This window comes from Salinibaculum rarum, assembly GCF_030505615.1.
GTDB classification, from domain to species: Archaea; Halobacteriota; Halobacteria; order Halobacteriales; family Haloarculaceae; genus Salinibaculum; species Salinibaculum rarum.
Genome location: NZ_CP129992.1, coordinates 2,059,862 through 2,081,824, shown reverse-complemented (window position 1 = coordinate 2,081,824; position 21,963 = coordinate 2,059,862). Strand labels below are relative to the sequence as shown.

General features: G+C 57.4%; 24 protein-coding genes and 3 pseudogenes. 15 read left to right on the top strand and 12 right to left on the bottom strand.

What is annotated here, in order from left to right:
* Positions 1-12: 12 nt before the first annotated feature.
* Positions 13-537 (bottom strand): annotated as a pseudogene (locus QYL91_RS11040) (DUF7961 domain-containing protein); the annotation flags it as partial.
* Between the two features lie 1,077 nt (positions 538-1,614).
* Here QYL91_RS11040 and QYL91_RS11035 point away from each other — a divergent pair.
* The 8 genes and pseudogenes from QYL91_RS11035 (at position 1,615) to QYL91_RS11000 (ending at position 6,599) form a co-directional block, all read left to right on the top strand.
* A complete protein-coding gene (locus tag QYL91_RS11035) occupies positions 1,615-3,000 on the top strand; it encodes a permease (RefSeq protein ID WP_302080552.1) in 1,386 nt (461 codons plus the stop codon).
* A gap of 124 nt (positions 3,001-3,124) precedes the next feature.
* Positions 3,125-3,724 carry a helix-turn-helix transcriptional regulator gene (locus QYL91_RS11030; protein ID WP_302080551.1) on the top strand — a complete coding sequence of 200 codons (600 nt, stop codon included), beginning with the start codon at positions 3,125-3,127 and terminating at the stop codon, positions 3,722-3,724.
* A gap of 168 nt (positions 3,725-3,892) precedes the next feature.
* Positions 3,893-4,237: a hypothetical protein gene (locus tag QYL91_RS11025; protein WP_302080550.1), complete on the top strand. Its 345-nt coding sequence runs from the start codon at positions 3,893-3,895 to the stop codon at positions 4,235-4,237.
* 56 nt (positions 4,238-4,293) lie between these two features.
* Positions 4,294-4,635, top strand: a complete 342-nt coding sequence (locus QYL91_RS11020) for an SHOCT domain-containing protein (protein WP_302080549.1) — start codon at positions 4,294-4,296, stop codon at positions 4,633-4,635.
* Between the two features lie 95 nt (positions 4,636-4,730).
* Complete coding sequence (locus QYL91_RS11015) at positions 4,731-5,147, top strand: DUF302 domain-containing protein (protein ID WP_302080548.1); 417 nt, start codon at positions 4,731-4,733, stop codon at positions 5,145-5,147.
* A 37-nt stretch (positions 5,148-5,184) separates the two neighbouring features.
* A pseudogene (locus QYL91_RS11010) lies at positions 5,185-5,355 on the top strand (SHOCT domain-containing protein); the annotation flags it as partial.
* A 175-nt stretch (positions 5,356-5,530) separates the two neighbouring features.
* On the top strand, positions 5,531-5,839 hold the full coding sequence (locus tag QYL91_RS11005; protein ID WP_302080546.1) for a thioredoxin family protein: 309 nt from the start codon (positions 5,531-5,533) through the stop codon (positions 5,837-5,839).
* A 25-nt stretch (positions 5,840-5,864) separates the two neighbouring features.
* A complete protein-coding gene (locus QYL91_RS11000; protein WP_302080545.1) occupies positions 5,865-6,599 on the top strand; it encodes a plastocyanin/azurin family copper-binding protein in 735 nt (244 codons plus the stop codon).
* Positions 6,600-6,694: 95 nt separating this feature from the next.
* Here the strand turns inward: QYL91_RS11000 and QYL91_RS10995 are convergent, their stop codons facing one another.
* Positions 6,695-6,856, bottom strand: a complete 162-nt coding sequence (locus QYL91_RS10995) for a hypothetical protein (RefSeq protein WP_302080544.1) — start codon at positions 6,854-6,856, stop codon at positions 6,695-6,697.
* 112 nt (positions 6,857-6,968) lie between these two features.
* Positions 6,969-7,436 (bottom strand): hypothetical protein, encoded by a 468-nt coding sequence (locus QYL91_RS10990; RefSeq protein ID WP_302080543.1) that lies wholly within the window; start codon positions 7,434-7,436, stop codon positions 6,969-6,971.
* Positions 7,437-7,455: 19 nt separating this feature from the next.
* Between QYL91_RS10990 and QYL91_RS10985 the strand changes: the two are divergent.
* Positions 7,456-7,650, top strand: a pseudogene (locus QYL91_RS10985) (CBS domain-containing protein); the annotation flags it as partial.
* Positions 7,651-7,931: 281 nt separating this feature from the next.
* Entirely contained in the window at positions 7,932-8,087 is a 156-nt protein-coding gene (locus tag QYL91_RS10980; RefSeq protein WP_302080542.1) for a hypothetical protein, read from the top strand.
* Between the two features lie 152 nt (positions 8,088-8,239).
* Here the strand turns inward: QYL91_RS10980 and QYL91_RS10975 are convergent, their stop codons facing one another.
* Positions 8,240-8,530 carry a PadR family transcriptional regulator gene (locus QYL91_RS10975; protein WP_302080541.1) on the bottom strand — a complete coding sequence of 97 codons (291 nt, stop codon included), beginning with the start codon at positions 8,528-8,530 and terminating at the stop codon, positions 8,240-8,242.
* A gap of 343 nt (positions 8,531-8,873) precedes the next feature.
* Positions 8,874-10,178, bottom strand: a complete 1,305-nt coding sequence (locus QYL91_RS10970; protein WP_302080540.1) for a cellulase family glycosylhydrolase — start codon at positions 10,176-10,178, stop codon at positions 8,874-8,876.
* A gap of 309 nt (positions 10,179-10,487) precedes the next feature.
* Between QYL91_RS10970 and QYL91_RS10965 the strand changes: the two genes are divergently transcribed.
* The 3 genes from QYL91_RS10965 to QYL91_RS10955 all read left to right on the top strand — a co-directional run bounded on the left by QYL91_RS10965 (position 10,488) and on the right by QYL91_RS10955 (position 13,210).
* A complete protein-coding gene (locus QYL91_RS10965) occupies positions 10,488-11,618 on the top strand; it encodes a hypothetical protein (protein WP_302080539.1) in 1,131 nt (376 codons plus the stop codon).
* An 87-nt stretch (positions 11,619-11,705) separates the two neighbouring features.
* Positions 11,706-12,146 (top strand): response regulator, encoded by a 441-nt coding sequence (locus QYL91_RS10960; RefSeq protein ID WP_302080538.1) that lies wholly within the window; start codon positions 11,706-11,708, stop codon positions 12,144-12,146.
* Positions 12,147-12,784: 638 nt separating this feature from the next.
* Positions 12,785-13,210 carry a hypothetical protein gene (locus QYL91_RS10955; protein ID WP_302080537.1) on the top strand — a complete coding sequence of 142 codons (426 nt, stop codon included), beginning with the start codon at positions 12,785-12,787 and terminating at the stop codon, positions 13,208-13,210.
* A gap of 34 nt (positions 13,211-13,244) precedes the next feature.
* Here the strand turns inward: QYL91_RS10955 and QYL91_RS10950 are convergent, their stop codons facing one another.
* From QYL91_RS10950 to QYL91_RS10925, 6 genes are all read right to left on the bottom strand, one after another.
* Positions 13,245-13,889 (bottom strand): 3'-5' exonuclease family protein, encoded by a 645-nt coding sequence (locus QYL91_RS10950; RefSeq protein WP_302080536.1) that lies wholly within the window; start codon positions 13,887-13,889, stop codon positions 13,245-13,247.
* Positions 13,890-13,891: 2 nt separating this feature from the next.
* Positions 13,892-16,009 carry a type B DNA-directed DNA polymerase gene (locus QYL91_RS10945; protein WP_302080535.1) on the bottom strand — a complete coding sequence of 706 codons (2,118 nt, stop codon included), beginning with the start codon at positions 16,007-16,009 and terminating at the stop codon, positions 13,892-13,894.
* On the bottom strand, positions 16,006-16,257 hold the full coding sequence (locus QYL91_RS10940) for a DUF8156 family protein (RefSeq protein WP_302080534.1): 252 nt from the start codon (positions 16,255-16,257) through the stop codon (positions 16,006-16,008). Before QYL91_RS10940 ends, QYL91_RS10945 begins: the two co-directional genes overlap by 4 nt.
* 1 nt (position 16,258) lies before the next feature.
* Entirely contained in the window at positions 16,259-16,969 is a 711-nt protein-coding gene (locus QYL91_RS10935; RefSeq protein ID WP_302080533.1) for a hypothetical protein, read from the bottom strand.
* Positions 16,970-17,096: 127 nt separating this feature from the next.
* Positions 17,097-18,155, bottom strand: coding sequence for a Cdc6/Cdc18 family protein (locus tag QYL91_RS10930; RefSeq protein ID WP_302080532.1), 1,059 nt, complete (start codon positions 18,153-18,155; stop codon positions 17,097-17,099).
* Positions 18,156-18,351: 196 nt separating this feature from the next.
* A complete protein-coding gene (locus QYL91_RS10925) occupies positions 18,352-18,558 on the bottom strand; it encodes a cold-shock protein (protein WP_076581923.1) in 207 nt (68 codons plus the stop codon).
* A gap of 123 nt (positions 18,559-18,681) precedes the next feature.
* On the opposite strand from QYL91_RS10925, the gene QYL91_RS10920 reads away from it, so the two are divergent.
* Together QYL91_RS10920 and QYL91_RS10915 are read left to right on the top strand one after the other, a co-directional pair.
* A complete protein-coding gene (locus QYL91_RS10920) occupies positions 18,682-20,055 on the top strand; it encodes a restriction endonuclease (RefSeq protein WP_302080531.1) in 1,374 nt (457 codons plus the stop codon).
* Positions 20,056-20,195: 140 nt separating this feature from the next.
* A complete protein-coding gene (locus QYL91_RS10915; protein ID WP_302080530.1) occupies positions 20,196-21,287 on the top strand; it encodes a hypothetical protein in 1,092 nt (363 codons plus the stop codon).
* Positions 21,288-21,383: 96 nt separating this feature from the next.
* Here the strand turns inward: QYL91_RS10915 and QYL91_RS10910 are convergent, their stop codons facing one another.
* Positions 21,384-21,959, bottom strand: coding sequence for a hypothetical protein (locus QYL91_RS10910; protein WP_302080529.1), 576 nt, complete (start codon positions 21,957-21,959; stop codon positions 21,384-21,386).
* Positions 21,960-21,963: the final 4 nt, after the last annotated feature.

Genomic DNA, 21,963 nt, shown 5'->3' with positions numbered 1-21,963 from the left:
CGGCCGTTCACTCGGCTTTTCGGGTGTCTGGTTCATGTTCGCCGTGTTTGGTCCGAGATCTCGCAGATCGTTCATCGGGCGCGTCGCAAGGTGTTCTAGTTTCGCAGGGGAATCACCGGAGAATTGCTCCTCAGTAGCGACCTTCGATTCCAGCGTTGCAACGTGCTCCCACCCAAGTAATATGAGGCTGTCCTCAGTGTCTCGGTGCCACACCATCACGATAATGTCGTCATCAGAATCAGTTTCGACGAGCGTTTCGGGGAGGAACGCAGACACGTCACGCGAGGTTTTCACGTCCACTTCGTAGCCGAAGACGTCGAAATCATGGCCGGAGAAGCTTTCCGCGTTACATCGCCGTATCGCTGCTTCATTTTCCCACTCCCACATTTCGGCAGGCAGGTACTCCCGGCAGAACTGCTCGAACGCGATTTCGCCGAGATTCCCGATTCGCTTGACTGCGACATCGTCCGCGCCTTGCTTGACTGCTTGGTGGTGGGCGCGCTTCTTATCGACCGCATCAGGGGTGAATTGATACACGGGTTACTCAGCAAAGCCAACTCGTATTAATATTGTCATTACTTGACTACAAGCAGTGTCGCAGTCCTGTGGCGGATAGCGCTTATCGATGCAACAGAACTGAGCATATTCGATAGTTTCGTGCCAGACAACAGGTTGGAGGTGAGGACTGTGAGCTTGAACGTGGTGAAGCGGAGGAGTGTTGCTTCGGAGGTTGTGGTCCTAGCCGCAGGTGTCATGTGACATATGCGTGACGCGGAACTCAAGAGACGATTAGATGGGCTTATTATCCTCATGCTCATGGCTGTGAGCCTTCTCAGTGGGTTGGTGTTAGGATGAACTCCGGGTGCTGAGACGGTTTACGCAATTATCAGCTTCATCGTTCTCGGCCTCGCTACCTTCCTTTTTGCTGTATTCCAGGGAACCGAATAACACACCAACCAATCACCGATGACCGGCACGGGGTTGGGAGCCGTTCTATGACACGCTGTAAGAGTGGAACCACGTATCGGCAGCGGCTGATCAAGGATGCACAGAAAATCCACCAGCAACGACTGATACTCCAAGAAATGCTCGCTACCGCTACACAACCGAGGTGTGAGTCGTAGTTAAAGCCGAATGCCGTTCCATGGTATGTCCGAATTGCAAACGCAACCGCTCTCCACGTTCTGATGGTAGACAAAGCGCGACAAGAAGAACTTGTTATGCAAAGTGACCTCGACTGAACGATCGTACGGCCCGGTGGATGCACGGACGCACCGCGAACCGGAGAATACGTACACGGTGTCGATATTAATGCCAGTGCCCGGCCAATCTCACGGACTGATGTCGCTGACTGTCTGTGAGAGACTCTCAGGACTGACTCGTATATTCGAGAAACACCGATTGTGACTACCAGAGAAGACGTTGATTTTGGATTTCTCTGGGAACAGACGATGACACTCGCACGCTCTGTCTGCGAAGGACATGAATGACTGATTTTACTTTCGTTTTTCGTGATTGGTCTGATTCACGCTTTTGTTTCCATAGTTTGGACACTCTGAAAGCGGATGTTTTCTAAGGACAATTGCAATAGGTTATCCCTACGATAATTCAACTATGCAGGCGATACTCAACGGCGTTCTCGAATCCCTGCGCATCGGTGTCGGGTTTCTCTGGACGGCGGCGTGGGCGATCATCATGGGCCTCACAATCACGAGTCTCGTCCAGGTTTATGTCTCTAAGGAGCAAATGGCCAGCGTCCTCGGCGATGGCGACCTGAGTGGTCTCACCAAGGCGACTGCGTTCGGCGCGGCGAGCAGTGGGTGCAGTTTCGGGGCCGTCGCCATCGGGAAAGGCCTGTTCAAGAAAGGGGCCCATGCGGTGAACTTCCTCGCGTTCATGTTCGCGTCGACGAACCTCATCATCGAACTCGGATTGATGATTCTGATTCTACTAGGGTGGGAGTTCCTCGTTGCTGAACTGCTCGGCGGGCTCATTCTTATTGCCGTCATGGCCGTTATCGTCCACCTCACGCTCCCTGAGAACCTCTTCGACGAAGTTCGGGAGACGCTTAACGAGCGCGACCGCGAGTCAGGCGTCACGGAAGACCCTACTTGCGGAATGGAAGGGACAGACGAGCACACACTCGAGACCGATGGTGGTGAGACGCTGAAGTTCTGTTCGGCGGGCTGTATGGAGACATATCGCCAGGAGAAATCAAGCCATGGTGGGTGGCGTGAGGAATTGCTGTCGTGGGGTGGCTGGTACAAGATCGGAAATCAGTACCGCAAGGAGTGGTCGATGATCTGGACGGACATCATCGCGGGCTTTCTCATCTCGGGTTTCGTGATCGTCTTCATCCCGCAGTGGGTCTGGGAAACTTTGTTTATCCAGGGAGATGGGCTCCTTGTAACCGCTGAGAATGCCATTATGGGTGTCACTGTTGCCGTCATCAGCTTTGTCGGCAGTATAGGCAACGTTCCGTTTGCGGTCGCTCTCTGGACAGGTGGCGTCAGTTTCGCGGGAGTTATTGCATTTGTTTATGCCGACTTGATTACAATCCCCGTCCTCAACGTCTACCGGAAGTACTACGGGTGGAAAGTCATGCTGTATATCCTCAGTGTCTTTTTCGTGACGATGGCGTTCAGTGGCTTCCTTATGGAATTGCTGTTCGATGCTTTAGATATTGTTCCTAACCTTGCTGGTGGGGAGACAGCAACTGAAAAGACCTACTTCAAACTCGACTACACCTTCTACCTCAACCTCATTGCCTTCGCCTTCTCTGGGTTCCTCCTATACGTTTACCGGCGGGGGCTCGGCGCACCTGGGCAGTACCGCGATCCGGTCTGTGGGATGCGAACCAACGATGAGGGGGCGAGCGCGTCCCATGATGGGGCGACGTACCATTTTTGCTCGAAGACCTGCAAGCGCACGTTCGAAGAAGAACCCACGGAATTTGCTGATCAAAGCCCGCAGATAGCAAGCCATGATCACGACCACTGATGATCGCACTGTGATTCATCCGCTGTGAAGGGGTCATCATCACAGTTTCAATCCACAATTGTCACACCTAATGCGCCCAAATAGACGGTATGAATAGTCAAGTATCGCAATTCGGGGCTGTCATATGAATCGCCGTCGAGCAGATACTGCCGTCGGTGTGCTCCTCGGATTTGTCTTCCTAGCCGGCGGGGCACTCAGCTGGCAGGCCTATCAACAGCGTCGCGCTATCGAGCAATCGATGGGTTCGATGATGGATTCCTCTATGGGGGCGATGCACGGTCCAAACCCTCTCTGGTATGTGGTCGGAACTCTGCTGGTCGCAGGTGTTATCGGTGGCGTCTATTACGTGGTTCGAGGAAATCTCACCGACTCGGAAGAGGCGAACTCAGCGGAGCATATCGATTCCGATCAGACATCGGCGGCAACACCTACATCGATGAATCAGGAAACTTCACCAACGACGTCTATCAACCCTGAATCGGATCCGCAAGCGCGCGTGCTCGCTCTCTTACCGGATGATGAACGACGCGTCCTCGAACCAGTCCTGAAGTCTCCCGGAATCACACAGATCGAACTTCGGGATCGATCTGAGTTTTCGAAGAGCAAAGTGAGCCAGACCGTGAGTTCACTCGAAGAGCGCGGTCTGCTGTATCGGGAACGACAAGGTCGGACTTATCGCGTATATCCGAGTGATGCTCTTCGGCAGCAACACACGGGACAATAGTCTCTATCTATCGGGCGCTCTCCCTCTCGAATTCTGCAGGTATGAACGACCTTCGTGGAGAAAAACGGTTAGAAGCGGTTATAGACGTTCTCGAACGGTCTGCTGTTTGGATTTACACCCACGAGGATAACCCCGAACCCGTCGTATGACTACGTGAGGCAAAAGACAATGACCAACCGAAACCTCGGAGGATGGCTGCTCGTGGCGCTCGCGATCGTCGGACTCACGTTTGCCGTACCCGTTGTCAGCGCACACGGCGACGACACGACCGCTGACGACGCGCCCACGGACAATGCCACCGCAGATGACTGGGCTACCTGGATGGAAGTGCAGATGACCGAACACATGGGTCCTGGTAGCGTCGAGTGGATGGAGTCGCACATGGGTGTGACTGTCGACGAAATGGCCCAGGACATGGCTGACGAGGAATACCACGACGGGCCAGACAACAGATACCACGACAGGACTGACGGCAACTACAACGGCGGGATGTACGGGCAGGGCCACTGCTGACGGCCCGATCGTTTCGATCGTTTCACCCGAACACCTCGATTCACCAACTTGAAACAATGACGCAATTCACCACTCACATCGGACGCACTGCTCGTCGACTCGCGTTACTCGCTGTCCCGCTGCTGGTCGCATCGACTGGAACGGCTGCTGCCCACGGTGGCGGGATGATGGGCGGGAGCGGCTGGGGCCTCTTCGGCGGAGCGATGGGGCTCTGGGGACTCCTCTGGATGGGGATCCTCCTCGCCGTCCCGCTCTACATCGTCTATGCGCTCCTCAATAGAGAATCCGGCGGGAGCGACGAGCAGTCGCTATCGGTTCTCCGTGAGCGCTACGCCCGCGGTGAGCTCTCGGACGATGAATTCGATCGACGGCGAAAAGAACTCGAACGAACCGGATGACTGGATCCGTTGCGATTCCAGCCGTTGTCACTCTCACCCAACGGCCGTCGTGTTGGAACCCAACCCTTAACCATATAGAAAGAGTGTTGCATATAATGGACTATACAATACAAACAGCAGTAACCGGCGAGTTCGACGACGTCGTCGACACGACAATCGCTGCGCTCAAAGACGAAGGATTCGGCGTCCTCTGTGACATCGACATCCAGGCGACGCTCAAGGAGAAACTCGGTGAAGAATTCCGCCAGTACCGCATTCTCGGTGCATGCAATCCCCCGCTGGCATACGAGGGACTGACCGAAGAAATCGAACTCGGCGCACTCCTCCCGTGTAACGTTATCGTCTACGAGACCGATGACGGCGATATCATTGTGAGTGCCGTCGATCCGCAGCAATTAGTCGGGATCGCAGACAACGATGAGCTCGACTCCATCGCGACCGAAGTCACCGAAAGCTTCGAGCGTGTTCTCTCGGCTGTCGGCGACGAATACGAATCCACGCCGGAGGCCTGATCTTCGATGTTCGTCGAACCAGCTCGACACCACGACCATCGTCCTCCTCATCCTCCTCGGCGGTGGCTACCTCGTCTTCCGACGTGCGGATGAAGGCCAGACGCCTCGAAATCCCGCGATGGAGGAACTCCGCACGGCGTACGCTCGCGGCGACCTCACTGACGAAGAGTTCGAATCCCGCCGCGACAAACTCGGACGGACGGAGTAGACCAACGAGTACTCACCACGATGCGGATCCTCCAATCTTGTGTACACGATTTCATTTGTCAGGCTATCACATATCACCACTGTGTGAGCCCGCCTTCGAATCAAAGATCTGGGACACTCTCAGCTTACGATTCTGAATAGTAATGTGGTTAAGTTACAAGACCATAGTATACTATGTGACCGAAGTCATCCTCTTCACCCAGGAGACGTGCGGGGCATGCGCAACACAGCGGGAGAAAAACGACGGCCTCGAGGACACGTACCCGGATGTGGAATTCCAGGAGGTCGACATCCAGAAAGATCTGGAAACGGCCGAGGAATACGGCGTCCGGAAGACGCCGACGACACTCGTCTACGCGAACGGAGAACAGACCGCCGAATTCATCGGCATCGTCGACCGGACCGACTTGGAGTCAGCTATCGAGAGCGCGACCCAGCAGTCGTCTGGACTCGCCCAACGTATCGTCGATGTCGTGCGAACATAACGACCACCAGACTAATTCAAACCTCATGACGAACTATAATCGACGTCAGTTCCTGGGAGTACTCGGTGCCGGCGCAGTCGCCGGTGTCGGGATCTCTCAGCCAGTCAGCGCACAGGAGATGCCGGTCGTGAAGATGGGCAACAACTACTTCGACCCGATCGGGCTCCACGTTGAACCCGGTACGACCGTCCGCTTCGAGATAGCAGCCGGTGGACACTCGGCGACGGCCTACGAGAACCGGATTCCATCCGACGCCAGCGCATTCGACAGCGGGACCATCTCGCAGGGGAGCTTCGAGCACACCTTCGAGGCGCCCGGCACGTACGACTATTACTGCATCCCGCACGAGACGGTCGGCATGGTCGGTCGGATCGTCGTCGGCAGTCCAGGCGGTCCGGCCGAAGAGAGCGCGATCCCCGACGGCGAGGTCCCCGATAGCGAGACGATCGTCCAGAACGGCGCCGTGGCCGTCGGCTCGGACGTCGAGGGAAGCGGGAGCACCGATGGCGGCATGATGGGGCCCGGCGGAGGGGGAATGATGGGTAGCTCGAGGGGCGGGTGGGGCGGCGTCCCGTTCGTCGGTGGGGCACTCGGAATGCTGGGGCTGGCGGGCGGACTCCTCTACTGGGCAACGGCTCGAGGGGATACACCTTCAGAGAGTGAGGATTCCGCGATGGAGACCCTCCAACGCCGTTACGCACGAGGAGAAATCGACGAAGATGAGTTCCAGAAGCGTCGTGAACGGCTGGAGGACGGGTGAAACGCCCCATCACTGTGAGGTAAGTCAGCGAATCTTGTTGGGAGACCTCGGTCGATTTGTTCATCCACGGATACCGCCATTGTTCGATCGCGTCGTCACGTCGTACGAGTTTCTCGGTAATACACCCACACGGCGAGGAGTCCGACGGCGAGGAGGTGGTCGAATCCCCAGCCGAGCGATACAGCAGTATCCAGATCCGCCGTGAGCCCCGTATCGACCATGACGCGAACCGGGTGGTAACCCGGGAGGAGTTTCATCCACCACACGGGCTCGGACTGGATGAGACCGGTAAGACGACCAGTAGAGCGACGAGGACGTAGTTTCGCGCCTGTTCTTTGATGCCGATTGAGAACGCCGTTGTCGTGCGGTTCATGCGGACCACCCACCACTGGTGTGCATCGTCACTCCGAACACTGCGGTGACGAGCACGAGCAGGACTAGCAGGTATCCAGCGACGAAGCCGAGATCTCCCGTCGTATATGTGCCCTGGAACATCGCCTCCTGAAGAAGTTCCTTCGGATGATAGAGCGGGAAATATTCTACGAACTCAGGAACGTCGGCAGCCAGCGGACTGTCGCCACTGAGGAACGCATCCATCATCGCGAGGAACACCACGACGAGCGCGCCGAGAAACGCATAGACGAGGCCAGCAAGGACGAGGAATACGAACGTCAGGACAGGAGCTTCCGGTGAAATCGTCAGCCAGAGCACGCCGTAGTTCACGGCAGCCACGACGACGGTGACACCTCCGAGCGTCGCTAATCGAGTCGCAAGCAATGTTCGGGGTGGATAGCCTGTCTGAACGAGTCGCCGATCGGCTGCACGCGCACTAATCATCTGGGCGAGTCCCATCAGGCCGGCGATGACGCTCTCACCCGATACCGACGTGAGTGATGCGATTGATCAGTTCCAGACGGAAGGGCAGGAACTCGCGCTCGTCATCGAGGAGGGCGATGTGGTCGGGCAGGTGACTGTCACCGACCTGCTGGAGACGATTATTGGTGAGGTCGAAGACCCACTTGATCAAGACGACCCCGACATACTCGATTAGCGAACACAGACGTGTTCAGGTGGCGGTTTCACTGTGCCATCAGGCCAACACTTCAAGGTAATTGAATAGACTCACCGCAGTCCGGCCACCGACCGAGAGACGGTTCATCGGTGTTCATAGAAAGAGGATCGGAAGGAGCGTGTGACAGTGTTCCTTCCAGTCGTCTCTATGGCACCTCAAACGTAAGCTTTCGTCGAGGTTATCGCTCAACCACACCGGGTTTCCGCTGAAACGAGTCATCCGCCAAGGTTAATCCGTGCCCACCTGTAGATTGACACACGATGGGAGTCCGCACAGTCCTCACTCGGCTGCTCCCCGGTGGCGGGTCAAAAGTCGTCGTCGAGTGTCGCAACTGCGGGACGAGCGTCTCGCCGGGCACCGAGGAATGTCCGGACTGTGGGGAAGGCGAGTTCTCTCGGTACGAGATACCGGAATAACTGCCTCCGCGGCGTGAATGGCGTGGCTTCCCACGCATGGGGAATACCAGCGCAGTGCGGCTATCGCTGGTAGTGGGTTCCGACCCGTGAAACGCTGAGAGAGTCAGTTGCGAGTGTTTCGCGCTCGTCTCACGGGTGGAGTGGCTGGCGAGCTATACAGTGAGCTCGTCTTCCGCAACGTACTGACTCTCCCACTCATGACGGGCCTCAATCTCCCGCTTCCCACGTCGTGTGACGGAGTAAACGTTAGTCCGCCTGTCTTTCTCCCCTTTCTCGACAAGGCCTTTCTCGACGAGCGTGTCGAGGTTCGGATATAGCCTACCGTGGTGGATTTCTTTCTCGTAGTACTCTTCGAGCTCTTCTTTAATCGCCAGGCCGTGTGGCTCCTCCAGGCCAGCTACGACGTAGAGCAGGTCGCGCTGAAAACCAGTGAGATCATACATTTCACTTCCAACTAGTAGTTGGATATACTTAGGAGTACGCAGAGTGCTGTACTCTTGAGGTAGTATTTGTTTACTATTACCCGAGGGTGTCATAGAACAGTTCGCATACTAAAGAGCAGGGTGAACGCTGAGGTGGATAAGTTAAGCGACCCTGCAAGATAATCCTCGCGCTGTGCCTTCGCCTTGTTATCGCAATCATCACCGACGAACGAGGCGCCAATCCGGGCAGTACCGTAATCACGGTGTGAGAAGAGTTCTATGACACCCTCAGAAAAATATCAAGACCGACACCACATCGTTCAACGGTGGCGATATGAGTTCCGTGACACACGTCTGGGGCCTGTCACTCGAACGTGTCCGTTGCTGGAAGCGCACCGTCTGCACTTTTCTCATACTGGATTTTGGCGAATCGCCTGAATTCGGCCATCGATCCATCGTCAGTGTCACCGAACACCGTCGCACCGCCACGGGGCCAGTTCTGTTGGTCGCTCTGAGACAGTGAGTGATACGCAGCAGCCGCGACATCCGCAGCATCAAGCGTGTCGTGTATTACCCGAAGTTGTTCGTTACGGTCTGTCAACGGCGGCTCCGCACCGGTCTCTACCCGCCAGTTGTATTCACCGACATACACCGGCTTCCCGAGTTCCTGTTGCCCAGTCTGAATCAGGTCTCGGAGCAACTCGGGGTGGTCCCGCTCGGGATCGTTTTGAAGATCGTACGATTGCGGTCCAGGATAGTAATGCAGCGAACAGAGATCTACACTGGCGGGCTCGTGATCCGCACTGTAATTGTTCCGACCAGCCCACCCGAATTCGCCAGTTGTCACGAGGTGGTTATCGTCAATTGATTTGACGTACCGACTCATCTCTTCGATCCACGGTTTGAGAGTGGGATCATCGTATGTCCATGGCTTGGCATACTCAATCTCGTTACCGAGTTCCCACATCGCAATAGCAGATTCATTGCGATACTCGACGCCCGTGATCGTGTTTTCTCGCGTCAGGACTCCCTGGACGCGCTGTTTGTACAGCTCTTTGCACTCCGTGTTGGTGTAAAACTCGTCGAACGTGTCGGCACTCTCAGCGTGATTGGCATACGTGTGGACGTTGACACCAGCGTTGTCGGAAAGATCATCGGCGCTGTGATAGGCTGGCTTTCCGTTGATCAATATCAGCGAGAGTCGTATGCCACGGGCCCGGGCGGCATCGACAACACGGTCCAAGCGCCGCATGACGTCCTCGTTCTGTTCTCCCGGTTGGGGCTGTTTCGACTCGTCTCCCCAGAACGGTTGGAACGCGTGGACGCGAGCGAGCGTATACCCTTCCTGAGCCATCAGATCAAGATTCCGCTCGATCCACTCCGCTGGGTGGCTGAGGTCCATCACATTCTGGGGACGGGTGCCGAAGAAATGCACTGTATCGCCCTCGATAGTGAGGTCAGCCCCATCAACATCGACGAATGAAGTTACTTGCGGCGTTGGCGGTGGGGTTTCTGTTCTTGTCTGTGTTGACGGTTCTGACGTCGGCTCGTCTGTATTCGACGTGTTTCCGTCAGGCGTTGAATCTGTGGAACAGCCGGCAATACTTCCGATGCCTGTCGCGGCCGCCACAGCAAGCACACGACGGCGGGTGACATCGCTGTCGTTCATACTGTAGCCATAGACCAAGGCAGTGATTATGGTTGTGGGAGAGTGCTGCTTAGAATACCTGAGTCGGCCACAGCAGTTCTGACAGTACTCAAGGAGTTCGTTCAGTGAACGCAGAATGGAAGGCGAGTACCAGTCGCTGGGTCCTGGTCAGCAAATCTCTGGACAGATGGATGGTGTAATATCTTGGCTTGTTAGTCGGAATATTCGTGGTCAACGGAGGATTAGCCTGACAGAGCTGTGAGTTGGCCACACACAAAGAGGTGTTTGAGCTAAGTTAACTGCTTTTTCTAACCATGGTGTGATTCAACTATGGAACGACATAAAGTAGTCCTCGCACTCATCCCGGCGCTCGTGCTGGCAGGCTGCATCGGCGGTCTGAGCGGGGAGGCCGACCCCTCTGAATCGACAGGAGTTTCGCCCGAACAGGTCCCAGGCGTCTCGAACGGGACGCTCTCGAACGCCTCGGCGCTCGTCGAGGCAAACCAGAATGCGGTAACGACTAATGGGGCGATTCTTCAGGTAAACCAGTCCTCGGATCAAATGACAATTGACGCCCGCCTCGTCGTCGGGGCCGACTTCTCGACGTACAGCCTTTCAGGCACGGGGTCGGTGCCCGATGGTCAGTCCACGACGATCGACCAGTGGAGCAACCAAACCACGCAGTTTGTTCGCACCTCGTCAGCGGGGGAGACAGATTATCGGGTCCTCGACGAACACGACGACCGAATCAGTTTCCTCGCCTCAGTCGAGGAATTCCTCTCAGCAGGCAATTTCGAGGTTGCCAACGAGACATCGGATGATGGCAATGTCGTCCTCACTGCGGACAGCGTCTCGGCAGCGAACACCTCGGATGTCGACGCTGAGTCCTTCGATAGCCGTCTTGTCGTCACCGAATCCGGCCGGATTCAAAATCTGTCGGTCACGACCACTCAGGACGGCAAAACAATGACATACAGCTACGAGTTGCTACAGGCTGGCGTCGACAGCGCTCCCAAACCGAACTGGATAGACGACGTGCCACCAGGGGCAACGGTTCAGGCCCAACTCTCCATTGGCGTGGAAAACGACTCGTATCTCACGCTCGAGCACTCCGGGGGCGACGTGGTCCCGAGTGCGACAACGGTACAGGTGGAGTCCAACGGAACGACCGACACGGAGAGTCTGGACAGTTCACTCTCGGCCGACGAAATGCGCTACGTCTACTTTGACGCCTCGTCGCAGCAACTCCAGGTGTCGGCTGACCGGCCCGAGCAGAGTACCGTCTCACCTGTTACCAGTCCAGCGTCTGTTCAGATTGAAACCGAGGGTGGTGCTGTCCTCTACAGTGGCAGTATGGGCTGGGACTCGGAAAGTGTGTCTGTCCGCGGTTCTGGCAGTTCTAGCGGTTCGATGAGCGCAGAGAGTTCAAAAACGACCGCACCGACCAGTTCGTCGCAGTAACACCGATTCGTCCTCTTCCTACTGGCTCCTGTTGGTCGCCCCCTGAGAAAGGGTATTCTCGCCTCAATTCTAGTAAAAAGTCCCCAAATGGCGAGGGATGACAGGGAACTGGACTGCTCCCAACGGCAAACTATGGTCGTGTCACGGGTCTTGTTAATTGAAGACAGCGAGTTTCTCCAGCAGCAAATTAAGGAAACGCTGACAATCCATGATATTGGGACTGAAACAGCAGCAACAGCGAGTGAGGCTCATGAAACGCTCGAGGCCACTGATATAGACTGCATCCTCGTTAATCACGACTTGCCAGATTCTTCCGGGATAGAATTTGCAGAGTCTGTTCCAGCGGATATGCCAGTGATACTCCTTACATCGACATCGCTCGAATCAATTGCGGCTGACGCAATTCCGGCTGGTGTCACTGAGTTTATCCACAAAGACGACCTTGCAACAGGGTCGATGACCGTCCTCGCGAACCGTATCAACGTCGCCATCCAAGCGCAGTCTCCCGTGCCAGTCACTAACGGCTGAAGCCAGAGACGGTCACGCTGTTTCTGGTGGACCAGCCACGAGAATGTCTCCAAGCCGAACTTCTCTTTGGCGCTGTGATACGCTCACTGCTGAACTCAAATTCAGCAACCACCAGATAGGGTAGGCAAGGATACGGAGATTATGGCCTACGCGGATAGCACTGCATAGCGTGTCACAGCGTGTCATAGAAGTCTTCATACACTATAGTTAGAAGTATTACCTTTTTATACTATTACAGTCGTAGAAAAGTGTGAACCAAGTACACGATGCTTAGAGCCGCTTAGAAATCGATATTTTACCTTGGTATAGTGATTATTCTTATTCAGAAGGTGTGATTTAGCTTAGCGACGATGACCTCCATGGAGCTGAAGATAGTAGGTTCGAAGCTGATAACGCTGAATCTGTCGATAGCTATGAGAACTGTTGTATGACACCCTCAAGATAGAAGATGAGTGGCTACTTTCTCACCAGACGTAGGTAACTGCCGTCCAATACGGCAAGGACCAGGATTCGAATCCCTGCCGGAGCATTCCGCGACGAACGAAGTGAGCAATCGTCCCGGCAACGTCGAGTTCCTGCTGGATTGGAGCCCCGCAACTTACCTGTCTGCCCACCTAACGTCAGTCCACCTTCCGAGTATGTCCCCAGTAGAGACACAACAGCAACCGGCAGATGATTCCTCCGGACACCCACCGGTTCCGTGTAGTGCGTGTCAGTCTGCACTTCGTTCACCGGAGAGAGATGCAGTTTCGTTCCTCCTGTTAGACCAGTTCACGATTCCGCTCGTTGGCTGTGAAGAGCATCTCGAACAGTTCCGTTCTGTCTGTGCACTCACTACTGAAGACGAGGCCGAACTTCTGGATCACCATCCAGCAGGTGGAATCAACTGTCCAGGGTGTCGCCTCGCGCCGCACAATCCCGAACAGCCAGTTATGCCGATCAGCGATGGGGCAGTCGCGATACTTGCATGTCCACAACACCAATCGGACATCATCACCCGCTTCCATTCCGGACTGCAAACACGGCAACAACTCACGAAATCGCTCGAAACAGCCAACTGGTAGCGTAACAGGACTGTCTGGCACAAGAAGGTGGGTATCACTGCGGCGGTTCGAGATTTTTCATCTGAAAGTCTGAACGTGGGACGAACCGGCCAGCCAGTTCTGCGAGTTCCCGCGTCCGCGTGATGTCTGCGAGGTTGTGTTGGAGTAGCGGCTGCCAGTCACCGGCTTCGAACGCGGCGACCGCGCTCTTACTGTCGGTGAATGGGTCGCAACTGTCCGCACCGATAAGCAGGTCGTAGACGCCGACCAAGTCGTTCGTATCGCCGGTGTCGAACCGACTCATCACTTCCATCATATCCGCGTACGCAAGGTCGCCAAACGGCCACGAGACGCCGTTCCGATGGCAGGCCGACCGGAGAAACGGGAGGTCGAAGCCACCGTTCCATGTCTCGCCGTTGTAAGCGGTCAGATAGTGCGAATCACCGTCGATGCGTTCCTCGGCAAACACGCTGAGCGCTTCCAACAGAGCCTGTTCAGTAGCCACAACTTCGAGAGAGACCGGGGCCCGAGACTCGGTTTCGAGGTGTCGTGTGAGCGTGGCTTCGTCGGCGGTGCGGCCAGCAGTGTTGAGGAACAGCCAGTGTCCCAGCTCGTGGCTAAATCCGGCCACGGTGACGACGGCATCCCTGTCGAGTCCTGAGGTTTCGATGTCGAAGGCGACTGGTGAGAGGTCACTCATCGTTACTGGTAACTCCCGAGTGTCTGTGTCGTCGTTTTCCGGAGGTGCTTTCGAATCCGGTCCCGGTCCCATCCAAGCGGTGCGAGAATACTCTCGCCGGCACGTAACGCCAGTGTGGCGTAGAAGTCGCTGTCGTAGTCGGTGAGTGTCTCGTGGGCCAGTTGGACACGCGCTGGGGAGCGACGGCTGTCGTCGACGACGACGTACGCAACGTCCTGGCCTGGATGGCGCGACAATCCTCGTGCCGCTGCTCGTTCCAGCGCGGCGACAGTCTGCGTACGCTGGTCGTATGCGTCGAGTCGTTGTGACACACGCTTGCGGATGACGAGACGCTTCGGGTCGATGGCCCCACGCTGAAGCCGCTGAATGCCTCGTTGTAAGCGGTCACAGACTGGCGCTGGCTCTCTCGTCTCATCCAGAATGCGAATTAACTCGCGTTGGAGCGTTTCGACGAACGCCGGGGTACTCCGCTGGACGGCTTCGATGCCTTTCGTCACGTACTCGTCGCGGCCAGCGACTTTGCCGAAGTATTTCGTCAGGGCACCGGCCTCACCGTCCCGGACCGGGACGAAACACACCCATTCGAATCGGTCCTCGAACTCCAGTGGAATCGAGACGTCTGTACTAATCTGGTCACAGAGGACTTCGACTGGTGTCTGCGTGGTGTCGTCCCGGGGTTGCAGCCACAGGCTATCGACGATGCCGTGGACGACGCGCCACCCGCCAGCTTCCAGGGTTTCCTTGGCGTCGAGCAGGATTTCCCGGGCGAAGGCGTTGATGGCCTCGTGGCATTCGATGCGGCCGAACTTCGCGTTGCGGTACCCCTGGTAGCCGAAACAGGACACGAGAATCCACTTCAGTGCGTCCGAGCGCGCTTGTAGTTCCTCGCGGTGCTCCTCGTCGTCAGCTGCCGTCATCGCGTCTTTGAGTGTTGCACGGTCTGCGATAATGGGTTCGAGGACGTCGGGGATGAACCCCTCGCGCTCGCAGAGACTGTACCCAAGGCCGGGGACGTCGTCGGTGTCGTGACAATCACAGCGGACTGTCTCCGGGCTGATGTTGTACTCGACCATGATGTTGGGGTACAGCGAGGCGAAATCCACCTCGACGACGTTCTCGTGAAAGCCCACGTCCGGTGCGAACGTGAAGCCGCCGCGGTCGCCAGCGTGCAGCGTCTCGACGCGCTTGAACGCTTCCGGTTCCCACTTGTTCCACGGAATCAAGACATCCCGGTCGAGGGCGTGGCGAATCTGAATTGCGGTGAGAATCGTGCCAATCGAGCCCCACGCCGTCTCCTGGAGTGGGCGCCACGACCGTTCGACCAGGTCGAGTAGCCCGGGGATGCCTGCTTCGCCGAGCAAGAAGGAGTTCGACCGGTCGACAGTCGCGCGACCGGGGACCCGATACCGCGCGGGTGAGTGTCCGACCTGGCCGTAGCTCTCGTAAGTGTTCTCTCCGGCGAGTTGCTCGTAGCCCGGCGCACGGCCAAGCCGGAACTCATCGAGACCGAGAGCAGCAGCCTGGTCGTGGCACAACGGGACGATGCGGGCCGTCGAGCAACACAGCACGTCGGGGTCCTGCGTTTCGAGGCGCGCCGCTAGCGTCTCCAGAACGTCAGTCGGCGTGTCACCGAGTTGCTCTCCGTTTGCGGTGAGTGCTGTCAGGTCGTCGTCGCGGAGTGCGGGTTCCGGCATCGACAGGTCGAACACGTCCAGGTCGCGTTGCGGGATTGGTGGCGTGTCTGTCTCGACGCAGTACCGGAACTGCGGGGCAAGATCGACATTGTAGAGCCGAAGTGTGCCGGGATGCGTGTACTCGGGTTCGTGAAGCGCCCGGATCTCCCGTGCTACCGTCCGGACCTCCATGACGCGCTTGCACTCGACGCGGAGCACTCGCGTGCGGGCACGGTCGCCGAGTCCTGTGAACCACGTCTCGAATCCGACGGTGGCGATTTTGGGGTCGCGCCGCAGTGTCTCACCGAGCGTCTCCAGCACGGCGCCCGGGCCGTCGACGAACAGCGTCGGCGTGTAATCCTGATTGAGGCGCTGCTCAACACCCTCGCTGGTGGCGTGCCACTCACGGACGGCCCCGTCGTCGAATTCACAGGTGAGAAGCGTCACGGTTCGTCCTCTCTCTGTGCTTTGAGTTGTCTGATGTCGTGTTCGTGAGCGAGCAGTATCGACAGGAGAATCGCCAACTCGGGGTCCGTGCTGTTGAGGTAGCCGGCGGCATCAGCGTGTGTCTGCGCCCGGTCGAACAGGCGGTCGAAGTCGGTCTTGTACTCGTGTCGGAGTCCGCGTCGCAGCGGCTGACACTGGTCTTCGAACCGGTGCAGATAGTCTCGATACGTCGGATTCGTCCGCCCCATCTTACACCCCTCGCATGGCTGTCGCCATCGGTGTCAGACCCTCGGCCTGTGCAGTCTCTCCAACGGTTCCACAGAGGTCAATCCAGTACGGAATCGTGGTCTGCCACCCAGTTTCGTCCCAGTACACGGTCGTCTCGAACTCCTCACCAACGACCCGATATCCCAGGTCCGTCGACTCTGCGTGGTACGTCGCGTCAGCAGTCGCCGCGACGCTCTCTGCGCGGTCGTCCTCCGGGCCAGCATCAGTCACGAGCACCGGGAGGTCGTACACCGCAGCGACCTCCGAAAGCGCCGTGACGACAGCGTCGAACAACGGGTCGGCTTCGTGCTCGGGGACATCGTCATCCCGGTACAGTGACGGTGCGTTCGGCACCACCACGCAGCCAGTCCGTGGCGTGACCGTGTTGACCAGCCGCTCGGCGAGCGTGAAGTGCTGATAGGCGGTAAACGCCCGCGCGAGTCGGATACGGCGAAGCAACCGACGGTCGGCTGCGAAGTCATAAAGCGCGTACGTTGACGCAGTATTCCGGGCATCCAGCCAGTACGCAACGCCATCGACCTGCCGAATTGTCTGTACTGCGAGCTGGTGAAGGACTGTCGAGCGCGGCCCCGGCGTCCTCAATAGCGTGATACCGGGTTCGAGGTCCGGGAGCGACTCGGTTCCAGCACGGCCAGCCCTACTGGGCTCGGAGGCGGTTCGATTCACTCTCATACGCAATCGCTGGAGACGGTGTCTAAAAGCGATCCTCCGTGAATTCACGAAAAACTCGCATTCGGCCGTGAGAGAGGCGATACGCCGCAAGTACTCCTGTTATGGCCGGTTCACGGAAGTCACGGAATCACCGCCGTCCGGTGGATTCCGGATTCACGGTTCGGGTCTGGCTGCCCTGTGGCACGACTCGATACGTGGTCCCACGACCGCTCCCGGACTTCGTGATGAGTCCGTACCGTTCGAGACTACTGAGATAACGGCGACGCATACTCCGCCCTCGCGGGTTCTGAACGCGGTGCTCGTATTTGTCGTGTAACTCACCAGCACGAACCCCTGCCGACGCTGCATCTCGGATGATCGTATACAGTGCCCGCTGGTGAGTGCCGAGCGAGCGCACGTGCAAATCGTGGACGGCCGCCTGCGCAGCATCGGCGACCTCCGAGACAACATCGGACGTCAACGTATCGTAATCTGACTCGTAGACAGTTTTCGCCGCACGCCGCAAATGTGTAATCGCCACCCTGGCATTACCCGCTGCAACGTCAGCAATCGCTTCCAGCGCGCTGTCGGTGACACGCTCTGAATCGAGTCCGTGTTCGACACGGTACGCCAGAATGTCCAGTATCTCGTCGTGCGTATATCGGGTCAGTGAGAGCCGTCGCATCGAGCGGAGGCGACTCTCGGTCCCGGAGTTGAGATCTGCGGTCGCCAGCAGGTCGTCATCGTCGATACAAATCCCGACGATTGTCACACCAGGCGTTTCGTGCAACGCGTGCAGGAGACTCGGGTCGGAGATGACGTTCACTTCATCGACGATAGTCACGAGTTGCCCGTCGTGCTCTGCGAGACGGTCGAAGTAGTACCCGCGGCTGGTGCCTTCCGGTCGGCGCACATCCACGCCAGCGGATTTGACGAGCTGGTGGAGCGCTGCTGTCGGACTCGGGTCGGACTGGCAGTTGACGTACCCCCACTCGAAGTCGAGCCGCTGGCGTTCCAGTTTCCGTGCCACGTACTTTGCTAGCGTCGTCTTCCCGCTGCCACTCGGCCCGACGATGAGCGTGTGTTCACCAGTAGCGCCCTGCGTAATCGGTTCGAGTGCGGCCGCGAGCGCATCGATCTGCCCGCCACGGTGATTCAGGTCCTGCGGAACGAAGTGATGTTCCAGCGCCCGGGCATCGCTAATCATTACTCGACACGTTTCCGCAGGACCGACGTAAGCGGTAGCCATCCGGAGCGAAAGTGAAACTGGCCGTATCGTACTCTCCCGCGGACGATATTGGTAAAAGATCCCAAGAGAGTGTGCAGATAGCAGTCGCTTGGACCTGAACTCGTCTGAAAATTGGGATCGGAATCTGTCGCTATGAACGACAGGTGTCTCAGTATTACTGTCGGACGACGTTCGTCGCGCGAGGCCCCTTGGGCGAGGACTCGATGTCGAACTCGACCTCAGTACCTTCCGTGAGGTCTTCGCCGCCGACATCCTCCATGTGGAAGAAAACGTCTTCGTCGTCGTCGAGGTCGCCGTCGTCAGTCGAAATGAAACCGTAGCCGCCAGTGTCGTTGAAGAAGTCAACCTTACCGTTTGCCATTACAAACAAACAGAGAGTCGGATGAGGGATAACCCTTCCGAGTGTCGAGGTAACACGGCTCTTCACCCGACAGCCAAGCACTCACACAAACGCATTTAATCGAGGGACAACACGGCGTAGGTGATGAGCGACGAGGAACTGCTCGACGACCTCTCGGGGTTCGAGTTCGAGGACCTGATCGAAGACGTGTTCCGGAACCTCGGGTACGAAAACGTCCGGCAAGCCGCTCGGACCGCCGACGAGGGCCGGGACATCATGATGGAGGAGGTCGTCGACGGCCAGCGGCGAGCCATCGTCGTCGAATGCAAGCACACCGATACCGTTGGCCGGCCCGTCGTCCAGAAACTCCACTCGGCGGTCGCTACGTTCGACTTCGACGGGCCCAAGCGTGGCATGGTCGTCACGACCGGACGATTCACCACCCCGGCCAAAGAGTACGCCGCGGACCTCCGGCAGGCCGGTGACCCGTTCCCCATCGAACTCATCGACGGCACCGACCTCCGAGAGATTGCCGACGACATCGGGCTGGACCTCTACAACGGCCGCATCGAAATCATCTGTGGGGAAACGCTTCGGCCATTCGACCCGACTGCAGACGTGGCCGCGCCCGTCCGCGAAGCGTTCCGAGACATCGACAACATCGCGACCGCCGACCTTCCGACACCGGACTCCCAGGTGGACTTCCAGCCGGTCGTGCTGATTACGGCCGACGTGAACGCTGTCTTCGAAACGTCAGTCGGGGTCATTCATCGTATCAATCAGACCGACCAGTTCGTCGTCCACGCCGAGCGTGGCCACCCCGAGATTATGCAGGGCTCTGTCCGGCGACTCGTCGAAGAGAACCGTCGTCAGACGACAGAACTCGACGAGGACGCGTTCAGCGAGGTGTTTGATGCGGTTGACGTCCACCGCTTTGGCCAGACTGAAACCGACTACAAGGAGTGGGCGGTCGGCCGCCTACGTGACCGGCACACGACGACAGTCACCTACACCGGCGACAACAACGTGACGTACACCAAGACCTGCGAGCCCAACCAATCGGATATTTCGGTTCAATCGATTACGCCCGTCTACCTGCCTGACGTGCGCCAGACGACCCACCTCGGCGAGTACGCATACCCGCTTGAGTACTACGCTGCCGGCCCATCGCGTGTGACCGTCGAAGACGGAATCCACCGCTGTGTCCAGTGTGGCACTGACGGAGTGGATACCGACTACACGTTCTGTGCCAACTGCGGGAGCATCAACTGCCCCGACCACATCAAAACCGAGCGCGTAGAGGGGACGCCGGTCTGTACGGGCTGTGCCGTCACCGAGCGATTCGCGCTCCGGACGAAGTACTTCTACGACGACGAGAACCGAGCGCAGTTCCGCGCCGAGTACGAGCAGATGCCGATTCACGAGAAAGCCATGGAGAACAGACCGCTGGTCGCTGGAGCAGTACTTGCTACACTGGTTGTAATGCTGATTGGACTCAGTGGCGTTGGGCTTATTTGACGAGGGATATCAGTATCAGAGACTACACGACGATAACTCGAACGTCAGTTTTCTTTTGAATGTCTGAAAGAGGGGTTCTGAGCGTGTCTTGCGCTGTTCCAATCGTGGCATCTTAGGCGACTCCCTCTGCACCACACGCTATGAGCCTTGATGACGCCTCCAACTACTCAGAGAAACTGCTGATTGAACGTCTTGCTGAGTTACTCGGCTTTTCTCGGCTTGCGGACCGATTGCCGTGGAACGTGTATCCACCCTATCTGCTCGTTGCAGTGACCCTGGTCTTCGAATACGTCGTCATCGACGGCTACAATTACGTCGTCGCTGGGAAGACATCTGTCGCCTCAGACCCCATTTCGATTGTGACTGCCGGTGGGCTCGTGGTGGCTGTCGTGGGGATTCGATGGATGCGCGACAGCTACGCTGAAGCGATGACATCCCTCCGCGTTTCCCAACACAAATCAGCTCAGGATGCCGACAGCCCGATTACCTTCGAGTATATCGTTCCGTTTCGTCTCAAGATTGCCGCCTACGCAATCGGGCTCCTCCTCTTGTTCGGCAACCACTTCCTCCTCTTGGGAATCCCAACCCTGTTCGAAATTCAGGGTGTGGTGAGCACCGTTTTGTACAATTTCACACTCCAACCGCTCGTGTACGTGCCACTCATCGTCGAGTTCGGATTGCTGTATATCGGGATTCACTTTTTCCTGCCGCGACGGATGCTCAAAGCCGACCTGGACCTCTTCTTTTACGACCCTCGGAAGATGGGTGGGTTCGCAAAGGTTGGCGAGTTGCTCAAGCGCTCGTACTATCTGTATACCGCGGGGGTGATTCTATACTTCACTCTCATCTACGGCGTCGTGTTGCTAAACGACTACATCACCAGTCCATATCCCGAACCCTCGAATACGCTTGCAATCATGTTCACAGTGCTGTGGCTGGTTGGGCTCTTTTCGATTGGGTATTCGATGTACCGAGTACACACCCTCATGTCGAAAAAGAAGGCGAGAGAGATTGACGAAATTGAAACACAGATCCGAGGGATGCTCGATGACCCGTACGATATTCACAACTCGAATCTCGCAGGCAACGAGCAACTAGAGGAAATCCAACACCGTCTCGAACAGGTGCGCGCAACCCGTGAGTATCCCTCGACGTTTACGATGTGGACGCAAATCGGAATCAGCGTTCTTCTCCCGCAAGCACTGCAACTTCTCGTCCAATTCGGCACCTGAGATGACCGCGTTCCTGGAGGGCGTGGTGTTCCAGGCGGGTTCGAAAGGACTCACAGAGTGGAGTATCGAGTGGGACTGCTGTGCAGCCGTCCGGTATCAGTTGGACGCCAGCAGGTAGCCGCCGACACCGAGTGCGATGACCGCGAGCAGCGCGGCAGCCAGGCGGAGTAGTTGGGAGACGGCTCCGAGCGGAGGTGGGCCCGCCGACGTTTCCATCAGGTCGTATCGCTGGACCTGTTGCCGACGCTGTTGGTCCTCTGTCCGAGAGGTGTCCCGTGGCTCCCGGTCGAACGGCTCGTCAGCCCGTGGAAGGGTGTTCTCTTCCGGCCGTTCGATGGCAACCATGCCGTGGCGCTGGTTCGGGTTCTCTTCGAAGGCAGCCCGGCGTTCTTTCCCAGTCAGGTACTCAAACTCCGGTGCGCCTTGCCCGCTCGGGACACGATACGTCCCGTCAGACTCGAGGGCGTTCACGTACAGTTCCTGTCCCCGCTCGCTCATGTTTTCGTAGGCGATGATTTCGATACCCTCTGACTCCAGTTCCGCACGGTTGTCGAACGTTCGAGGGGTCGTATCGTGAGTCAGTACCGTCTGGACGGGCACCAGAGCAGGCAGGATGAACAGGAGGATAGCCAGTGCGACAAGCGCGGTTCCGAGTTGTGTGCGTCGATTCATCTGA

Bases quoted from the DNA above. Each gene is read 5' to 3' on its own strand.
- QYL91_RS11035 (WP_302080552.1), top strand. From the start codon at position 1,615: ATGCAGGCGATACTCAACGGCGTTCTCGAATCCCTGCGCATCGGTGTC.
- QYL91_RS11030 (WP_302080551.1), top strand. From the start codon at position 3,125: ATGAATCGCCGTCGAGCAGATACTGCCGTCGGTGTGCTCCTCGGATTT.
- QYL91_RS11025 (WP_302080550.1), top strand. From the start codon at position 3,893: ATGACCAACCGAAACCTCGGAGGATGGCTGCTCGTGGCGCTCGCGATC.
- QYL91_RS11020 (WP_302080549.1), top strand. From the start codon at position 4,294: ATGACGCAATTCACCACTCACATCGGACGCACTGCTCGTCGACTCGCG.
- QYL91_RS11015 (WP_302080548.1), top strand. From the start codon at position 4,731: ATGGACTATACAATACAAACAGCAGTAACCGGCGAGTTCGACGACGTC.
- QYL91_RS11000 (WP_302080545.1), top strand. From the start codon at position 5,865: ATGACGAACTATAATCGACGTCAGTTCCTGGGAGTACTCGGTGCCGGC.
- QYL91_RS10995 (WP_302080544.1), bottom strand. From the start codon at position 6,856: ATGAAACTCCTCCCGGGTTACCACCCGGTTCGCGTCATGGTCGATACG.
- QYL91_RS10990 (WP_302080543.1), bottom strand. From the start codon at position 7,436: ATGATTAGTGCGCGTGCAGCCGATCGGCGACTCGTTCAGACAGGCTAT.
- QYL91_RS10980 (WP_302080542.1), top strand. From the start codon at position 7,932: ATGGGAGTCCGCACAGTCCTCACTCGGCTGCTCCCCGGTGGCGGGTCA.
- QYL91_RS10975 (WP_302080541.1), bottom strand. From the start codon at position 8,530: ATGTATGATCTCACTGGTTTTCAGCGCGACCTGCTCTACGTCGTAGCT.
- QYL91_RS10970 (WP_302080540.1), bottom strand. From the start codon at position 10,178: ATGAACGACAGCGATGTCACCCGCCGTCGTGTGCTTGCTGTGGCGGCC.
- QYL91_RS10965 (WP_302080539.1), top strand. From the start codon at position 10,488: ATGGAACGACATAAAGTAGTCCTCGCACTCATCCCGGCGCTCGTGCTG.
- QYL91_RS10960 (WP_302080538.1), top strand. From the start codon at position 11,706: ATGGCGAGGGATGACAGGGAACTGGACTGCTCCCAACGGCAAACTATG.
- QYL91_RS10955 (WP_302080537.1), top strand. From the start codon at position 12,785: ATGTCCCCAGTAGAGACACAACAGCAACCGGCAGATGATTCCTCCGGA.
- QYL91_RS10950 (WP_302080536.1), bottom strand. From the start codon at position 13,889: ATGAGTGACCTCTCACCAGTCGCCTTCGACATCGAAACCTCAGGACTC.
- QYL91_RS10940 (WP_302080534.1), bottom strand. From the start codon at position 16,257: ATGGGGCGGACGAATCCGACGTATCGAGACTATCTGCACCGGTTCGAA.
- QYL91_RS10935 (WP_302080533.1), bottom strand. From the start codon at position 16,969: ATGAGAGTGAATCGAACCGCCTCCGAGCCCAGTAGGGCTGGCCGTGCT.
- QYL91_RS10930 (WP_302080532.1), bottom strand. From the start codon at position 18,155: ATGATTAGCGATGCCCGGGCGCTGGAACATCACTTCGTTCCGCAGGAC.
- QYL91_RS10925 (WP_076581923.1), bottom strand. From the start codon at position 18,558: ATGGCAAACGGTAAGGTTGACTTCTTCAACGACACTGGCGGCTACGGT.
- QYL91_RS10920 (WP_302080531.1), top strand. From the start codon at position 18,682: ATGAGCGACGAGGAACTGCTCGACGACCTCTCGGGGTTCGAGTTCGAG.
- QYL91_RS10915 (WP_302080530.1), top strand. From the start codon at position 20,196: ATGAGCCTTGATGACGCCTCCAACTACTCAGAGAAACTGCTGATTGAA.
- QYL91_RS10910 (WP_302080529.1), bottom strand. From the start codon at position 21,959: ATGAATCGACGCACACAACTCGGAACCGCGCTTGTCGCACTGGCTATC.